Origin of the sequence: Psychromonas hadalis ATCC BAA-638 (assembly GCF_000420245.1) — a bacterium.
GTDB lineage: Bacteria > Pseudomonadota > Gammaproteobacteria > Enterobacterales > Psychromonadaceae > Psychromonas > Psychromonas hadalis.
This window is the reverse complement of sequence record NZ_ATUO01000182.1, coordinates 1-6,847: the sequence shown is the minus strand read 5'-3', so window position 1 is coordinate 6,847 and position 6,847 is coordinate 1. Positions and strand designations below refer to the sequence as shown.

At 37.3% G+C, this 6,847-nt stretch carries 7 protein-coding genes; 1 reads left to right on the top strand and 6 read right to left on the bottom strand.

The genetic code is table 11. The annotated features are described in order from the left end of the window. The first annotated feature begins 2 nt into the window (after nucleotides 1–2). Nucleotides 3–128, top strand: coding sequence for a transposase domain-containing protein (locus G322_RS22995; protein WP_022942815.1), 126 nt, complete (start codon nucleotides 3–5; stop codon nucleotides 126–128). A gap of 18 nt (nucleotides 129–146) precedes the next feature. Here the strand turns inward: G322_RS22995 and G322_RS0116460 are convergent, their stop codons facing one another. The 6 genes from G322_RS0116460 to kdsA all read right to left on the bottom strand — a co-directional run bounded on the left by G322_RS0116460 (nucleotide 147) and on the right by kdsA (nucleotide 6,418). After that, nucleotides 147–2,600: an SIR2 family protein gene (locus tag G322_RS0116460; protein WP_022942814.1), complete on the bottom strand. Its 2,454-nt coding sequence runs from the start codon at nucleotides 2,598–2,600 to the stop codon at nucleotides 147–149. Between the two features lie 397 nt (nucleotides 2,601–2,997). After that, nucleotides 2,998–3,675, bottom strand: a complete 678-nt coding sequence (locus G322_RS0116450) for an LrgB family protein (RefSeq protein ID WP_022942813.1) — start codon at nucleotides 3,673–3,675, stop codon at nucleotides 2,998–3,000. A 1-nt stretch (nucleotide 3,676) separates the two neighbouring features. Further along, complete coding sequence (locus tag G322_RS0116445; protein ID WP_022942812.1) at nucleotides 3,677–4,051, bottom strand: CidA/LrgA family protein; 375 nt, start codon at nucleotides 4,049–4,051, stop codon at nucleotides 3,677–3,679. A gap of 39 nt (nucleotides 4,052–4,090) precedes the next feature. Continuing rightward, nucleotides 4,091–5,188, bottom strand: coding sequence for a 23S rRNA (cytidine(2498)-2'-O)-methyltransferase RlmM (rlmM, locus tag G322_RS0116440; protein WP_022942811.1), 1,098 nt, complete (start codon nucleotides 5,186–5,188; stop codon nucleotides 4,091–4,093). Continuing rightward, the gene (locus G322_RS0116435; RefSeq protein ID WP_022942810.1) at nucleotides 5,182–5,589 is read right to left on the bottom strand and encodes a DUF423 domain-containing protein; all 408 of its coding nucleotides are present in this window, start codon (nucleotides 5,587–5,589) and stop codon (nucleotides 5,182–5,184) included. The genes rlmM and G322_RS0116435 overlap by 7 nt, the downstream gene beginning before the upstream one ends. Further along, nucleotides 5,570–6,418, bottom strand: a complete 849-nt coding sequence (gene kdsA / locus G322_RS0116430; RefSeq protein ID WP_022942809.1) for a 3-deoxy-8-phosphooctulonate synthase — start codon at nucleotides 6,416–6,418, stop codon at nucleotides 5,570–5,572. Before kdsA ends, G322_RS0116435 begins: the two co-directional genes overlap by 20 nt. Nucleotides 6,419–6,847 lie beyond the last annotated feature (429 nt).

The following is a 6,847-nucleotide window of genomic DNA, read 5'->3' as shown; positions in this document are numbered from 1 at the left end:
GTTTGGTTGAAACAGCAAAAGCGAATGATCTTATTGTTCATGATTATATCGCAACCTGCTTGCAGCAGATTGCTGAAAACCCGAATGATATTGATGCGTTGCTACCATGGAATATTAAGCGTAGCTAGGTGCCATTACCCAGACGCTTACAAACGAGCAACGATAGATTGTAATTTAATTTGAGTATTATTGCTTTCGAGCAATGATTTATTTTGCAGTGATTTAATCACTCGGTCACTGAAAATTGCTTTTTTATTTCCCCCCAAGGTAAGCCTTTTAAAGTTTTCTAAGTCAATACCATCAGGAAAAAGTGATAGTTTTTCAAATGCTTCTTTTTCTGATTCAGAGAGCATTTTGTAGGAATATAAGATCGAACCATATATCGATTTCTTACGATCGATATGAACATCCGTAGCATTATCAAAAAGCTTTAAGTCTTCTTCTGAAATTTTATTAAACAGATCATTCTCTAATTCGTCTATTAATACACTGATATTCTTATTATGCGGAGTGTTGTCAGCGAGTATTTTAATCGCCAGTGGATTCCTATCTAATAACTTATCGATAAGCTCATCACGTACAAGTTTAGTTTCTTCGGTATTAAAATTGCGACTATTCATTCTAGTAGAAAACAAATAAAACGCTTCATCTAAGGTCATCTGCCTTAATGTGTATTCGATTTCGCCATCAAGTTTTAAGAACTCTCTTGATGTAACAACAATCGTTGCAAAATCACACATGAAACTTAACAGTGATATAATTTTTTCTTTATCATCAATATGCAATAAAGTTTCAAAGTTATCTAAAATTATTAAATATGATTTATTGTGAGCTAGTTTATTTAAATGTTCTTCAAGGTCTTGTGCTTGCTCTAAATTAAATATACTCGCGATGCGATATTTAAATTGTTGAAAATCGAGGATGGGTTCACAATCTATAAATTCAATGCCATCTTCATATTTCCCCCTATCTGCAAATGCGATAGTTAGCTGTTTTATGAGTCTAGTCTTACCTAATCCACCAGTACCCTTAATGGTTAAAAAACCATTGTCATCCTCTAAATTAGATATTGTTTGGCTAAGCCTCTCAAGGTCTTCTTTACGCCCGACAAATCCATTGATTGTTCGAGGATCAATTGTTTTAGGTAATTTACTCATATTTTTATGGAGTATGTATTTACTGTTTTTTAATTTAGTATTATTGAAGTCAAAACACTCCTCATTACAACTTATTCCAATATCGTTATAAAACCCTATATTTTGATTTTTAAAAACTTGAAAGTAGAATTTTAGCAGTGTTTTTTTATGCTTATCAAAATCAAGCGCAGGTAATATTAATGTAGGAAGTTTAATGTCTGCTAGCTGATCATCTGTCGGTAATTTGTCAACAAAAATAAAGATACCTTTCCGTTTTTCACGCCCCAAATTCGCTTCTAATTCACAGAATGTATTTTTATCGAAACAGTGAAACTCATCTTCAATCACTAATTTATTTTTGACAACTTTGGTAGCAATAAAAATGTAGTCATATCCGTCCAGAGCATTAAGGTTGTCTTCCGTTAAACTAAACGCATCAATTTCAAAAGGGAGTTTTTTAAAAATAGTAGCTAAAGGTTGATAGTCATAATCAAACCCTAATGGGTTTGCAGAAAGGTAGGCGAATTTTGGTGGTGCCTCGTCAATTTTAACGAGAACACTATCTTTGTAGGGAGTTACTTTAGCTTCTTTTTCTGATGTAACGTGCTTATGCATTTCTGATAATTTATCAAGCATTGGTTGGCCAAAGTTTTCAAAAGTAATCAGTTTAATTTGAGTGCCATTCAGCTTCTGTTCAATCTCAATTTTTTCGGATGCTTTTACCAATGCATAATGTGGTTTAATATTTCCCGCAAACATTTTCTGTTGTTGGTGAATTTTCAAAAGAAGATCCGCATCATCTAAACTGCAACCAATAAATAATAAGCTACGGGTTGTGATCATAATCTTTAATGCTTCTAAAGCTCCTTTATAATCACTCATTACACTATCCCCATCACCATAGAAATTCGCATAACTATCAGGTGTTAAAATTAACTCTGCAGTATTATCAATGTGCCCGTGCAAATGCCAAACAATAGGATCACTCGAGGGTTTAAACATATCAGGTAGGTTTGCTTTTGCCTTATTTGTCAAAGAAGTGACTTCTGATGGTATTGAATGAGACCACTGTAGAATACGATCATAATTAAGGGTAATTATTTGATTACTTAGTTTCCAAATGGCTTTCGGCAATGAGGCACTACTTGCATCTAAGTTGTCTAATTTAGGCTTGAATTGTTCTTCAATAAAAGCCTTCCACAATGGACCTTTTAAACCCGTATACGCATACTTTGCAGCTTCTTTATAATTCTTCATCTCCAGGAATGTAGTAACTAAAGTAGCATTCGGGATGTCGTTTTCCAATTTCAATTTATCGGCAGCTTTTAATAATAGCTCCTCCCAGCTTGGAAATATTCTATTCCCTTGTTTATCTCTAATGGACATAGAAACACCAGCAGCAACAACTGGAATGATTTCATTGTTTTTAAGGGCATCAATTAATGAGCCAGGTAATTTGTCCATTAGCAAACCTATCATTCAGATAAAAAACTACATTATACTTTTATCTACATGAAAATCATAAAGTTATGATAGGAGTGAGTAGTCAATTCATAAGAAAATGTAATTTTATTTTTACTGTGATGTATAAAAAAAGAGACTCAAAGCGTACACACAACCCCCTTCCATTTTTCTTGCTAAGACATGATTGCTTAGCAAGGGTCGACATGGAAGTCGACACTAAGCTCAGTCAGCACAGGGATGTGCTGTTTGAGCTGGTGCGTTAAAGCAATCAAGACGTGCAAGATAAAAAAATGGCAGTGGCAGCCTTTCTTTTGGTTCCGTTTTCTTTGGCTGTTCAAAGAAAATGAACTCGCCGAGAGGCGAAATACCCACAATAAAATACAAGTATTAGTTAGCCTTAAAACAAAATCACATAAAAAACAGGCATTAACAGTGCTGACAAAATAGCACAAACGATCAATGCCAGTGATGAAAATGCGCCCTCTTCTTGGCAATCTTCCAATAGCTTAGCCGTGCCTAATGCGTGTGAAGCACAGCCAATCGCAAGACCAACAGCTTGTTTGTCTTTGACACCAACACGGAGCAAGAATAAACGTCCCACCGTCGCGCCTAATAAACCTGCAAAGGTAACCATCACTGCGGTGAGCGATAATATGCCGCCTAAACTTCGACTCACTTCAACCGCAATCGCAGTGGTAATTGACTGGCCTGCAAGTGAGGCAGAGGTAACCAAGTCTGCACCTAATAATGGCAAGATATAAAACGCCACAGAAAAGGCGATAACCACAGAGAGTAAGCAACTAATTAAAATAATACCCAGTTTCTGCTTGATTAAATGTACCTGCAAAAAGAGGGGTATAGCAAGGGCAACAACAGCGGGTTCAAGCAGTCGGGTTAATATTTTAGTGCCCGATTCATACTGTTGATAATCAAGGTTAAACAGCAGGTGTAAAACAATTAACACACTCACAGAAACTAAAAATGGATGAAAAAGTGGCCAAGGTTTGCGCACAAACAGCGCTTTACAAAGGAAAAAAATAGCGAGGGTGAGTGGTAATGCCAAATAGAAAAACATATTACTTTTTCACCTTTTTATTTAAAAACTGAAAAAGATGACCGACACTAAACATGATTAAAAAGGAGCTGAAGAAAGTAGAGAAAAGGATCACTACCCAATTCTCTAACAACAGATCAAAATAATTAAGTAAGCCAACCGCCAGGGGGATAAATAAGATCACCATATACTTAAGGGTGAAGTTTGCACTGGCGTGTACCCAGTCAATTTTAATCAAACGTGTTGTTAAGCCTAAAAAAAGTAGCATCAAGCCGATAATACTGCCGGGAAAGACAATCGGAAGTTGTGCACTGATCACTTTTCCAACACCAAGAAAGAGAAAAATCAACATAAAACCACGCAGATAGACAATGCAATTTATTAATCGTTTTGGCATCCTCTTCCCCTTTTCATCACCTAAAAAACTCACAGCGGTCTACTCTTGACCTAACTGTCGTCCCCATGTATTACCCGTTAAACTGATATGCACGGTTATCTCTTCTCGGTCATGGTAGAGGTGTTTGGCTTGTAGTTGATACTCAAGCCCTGCCTCTTCCAACAAATCAGTAATAAGTTTTAAGTCTTGAGACGCTTCTTGATAACGTTTTTTCATCGGTAATTTAAGATTAAAAATGGTCTCTTTACACCAGCCTTCAATGAGCCATTTTGCCATTAATTTTGCAACACGTTTAGGTTTCTCAATCATGTCACACACTAACCAATCGATATTTTTACGCTCAGGTTCAAATTTGAAACCGTCTTCCATATAATGCCTGATCTGACCACTTTCCATCAGACTTTCCGCCATTGCACCATTATCAACACAACTGACAAACATGCCACGACGCACTAACTGATAAGTCCAACCACCTGGGCATGCCCCTAAATCAACGGCGCGCATGCCAGAGGTTAAACGTGTTTCTTGCTCTTCAGGGGTTAAAAACACTTGAAAGGCTTCATCTAATTTCAGTGTTGAGCGGCTTGGCGCTTCACTTGGAAAACGTAAACGGGCAATCCCCATATACAACTCACTGCGATTACCCGGAATATCATAACCAATGTAAGCAGATTGATTATCTAAAAAGCACAGGTGCGTACGGCGTTTTGTCGGGTTATCTTTTTTAGTCAAATTGTTCTGTTTACGCAAAGCTTGACGTAGTGGCACAGTAAATTTTCGACAAAAAGTTAATAACGGCTTTGTTTCATCTCCCTCAGGCGTTTCAACATATAACTCGCCACCCATCGGCATTTCACGGGTTATTTCTAAAATTGGACTGATCCGATCGTCCAAAGGTAGGCCATCAACAAACGCTTTAACAACAATCATTTGCCGTGCAAAAATAAGTTGCGAGTAATCTAACTGCGCAGCTAAATTTTCTACTTCATCAGGGTTATAACATTGGTAAAAAACATAACCACTGTGACGCACGGTTTTGATAAAACCAAAAATTTCTAACTCACCGGCTTTATCTTGAAGCTCGTTGGCGCAATCATTCTCAAAACCCGGACGACAATATAATAATATTCCTAACATTTTTTACTCTTTTTAATAAATACAGTTGCTAATAGTAGCCATGCCATTATCAGTGCTAAACCACCTAGTGGGGTGACCATCGCCAAGGCTTTTGTGCCTGTGAAAACATAAAGATATAAACTTCCACTAAAGCAGACAATACCTGTGACAAAGAAAATTTGGCTAGCAAGCAGTAAACGACTACTGACAAACAATGATAAAATACTCACCGCTAACAGAGTGATAGCATGTAAAAGTTGATACAACACGGCTAACTGAAAGTAATCAACTTGAGCAGGGCTTGCCCATTTTGTTAACCCATGAGCGCCATACGCGCCCAGTGCGACACCCGTTGCGCCCAGTAATGAGGCGAGCAATAAAAATAGCCGTGTGTTTCTGTTTTTATTCAGTGTCAATAACATCTAAACTTTTCGCCAGTTCATCCATCTGCTTCATCTGCGTTAGGAAAGGTTTTAATTTATCGAGTGCTAGTGCACAAGGGCCATCACATTTAGCGTTACTTGGATCCGGGTGTGATTCTAAAAATAGACCCGCAATACCTTGAGACATGCCAGCAAGCCCAAGTTGTACCACTTGGCTACGACGACCGTCTGCACTGTCGCTACGTGCACCGGGTTTTTGCAGTGAATGTGTTACATCAAAAATAACTGGGTAACCCGTCTCTTTCATGGTGCTAAAACCAAGCATATCAACCACTAAGTTGTTGTAACCAAAACAGCTACCACGCTCACATAAGATAATCTTGTCGTTACCCGCTTCATTAAATTTACTAATGATATGCGCCATCTCATGGGGTGCTAAAAATTGTGCTTTTTTAACATTAATCACTGCACCTGTTTCTGCCATCGCCTTAACAAGGTCTGTTTGACGACTTAAAAACGCCGGCAGTTGAATCACATCAACCACTTCCGCTACCGCTTTTGCTTGGTAAGGTTCGTGTACATCAGTGATAATTGGCACGTTAAAAGTCTTTTTGATCTCTTCAAAAATACGTAGTCCCTCTTCAAGACCAGGACCTCGGTAACTGTTAATCGATGAACGATTGGCTTTATCAAATGAAGCTTTAAACACATAAGGGATATTAAGTGCGCTGGTTACTTCAACATAATGCTCTACCATCTTCATGGCTAAATCACGCGACTCTAAAACATTCATACCACCAAAAAGAACAAATGGTAGGTTATTTGCGACATCAATGTTGCCGACTTTAATTATTTTTTGTTGTATCATTTTTGCCTCTTTAGGAGTCGTTACACAATAACTTGCGCTAAGGGATCGTTACACAATAACTTGCGCTAAATTGTTTTCAAAAAGCCTAAAATGACTGGTTATTTTGAAAACAAAAGCGCAAGTAATTTTGAAGCCGATCCTTAATTGTTTTCAAAAATTCTTAAGGAATTGTTACAAAATAACTTGCGATAAATTGTTTCCAAAAAGCCTTAAGTGACTGGCTATTTTAAAAACAAAATCGCAAGTAATGTTGAAGCCAATCCTAAATGACGGGTTATTTTAAAAACAAAAGCGCAAGTAATGTTGAAGCCGATCCTTAATGTATTACTTGATTAATAAAGTTCATTTCTTGAATCTGTTTTTGTAAAATATGCACCATTGGATCTTGTGGGTGGTGCTTCATAAAATATTCAAAATCATTACGCGCTA

Excerpts from the sequence above, each read along its gene's own strand:
- kdsA (WP_022942809.1), bottom strand. The coding sequence starts at position 6,418 with ATGATACAACAAAAAATAATTAAAGTCGGCAACATTGATGTCGCAAAT.
- G322_RS0116460 (WP_022942814.1), bottom strand. The coding sequence starts at position 2,600 with ATGGACAAATTACCTGGCTCATTAATTGATGCCCTTAAAAACAATGAA.
- G322_RS0116445 (WP_022942812.1), bottom strand. The coding sequence starts at position 4,051 with ATGCCAAAACGATTAATAAATTGCATTGTCTATCTGCGTGGTTTTATG.
- G322_RS0116435 (WP_022942810.1), bottom strand. The coding sequence starts at position 5,589 with ATGTTATTGACACTGAATAAAAACAGAAACACACGGCTATTTTTATTG.
- G322_RS0116450 (WP_022942813.1), bottom strand. The coding sequence starts at position 3,675 with ATGTTTTTCTATTTGGCATTACCACTCACCCTCGCTATTTTTTTCCTT.
- rlmM (WP_022942811.1), bottom strand. The coding sequence starts at position 5,188 with ATGTTAGGAATATTATTATATTGTCGTCCGGGTTTTGAGAATGATTGC.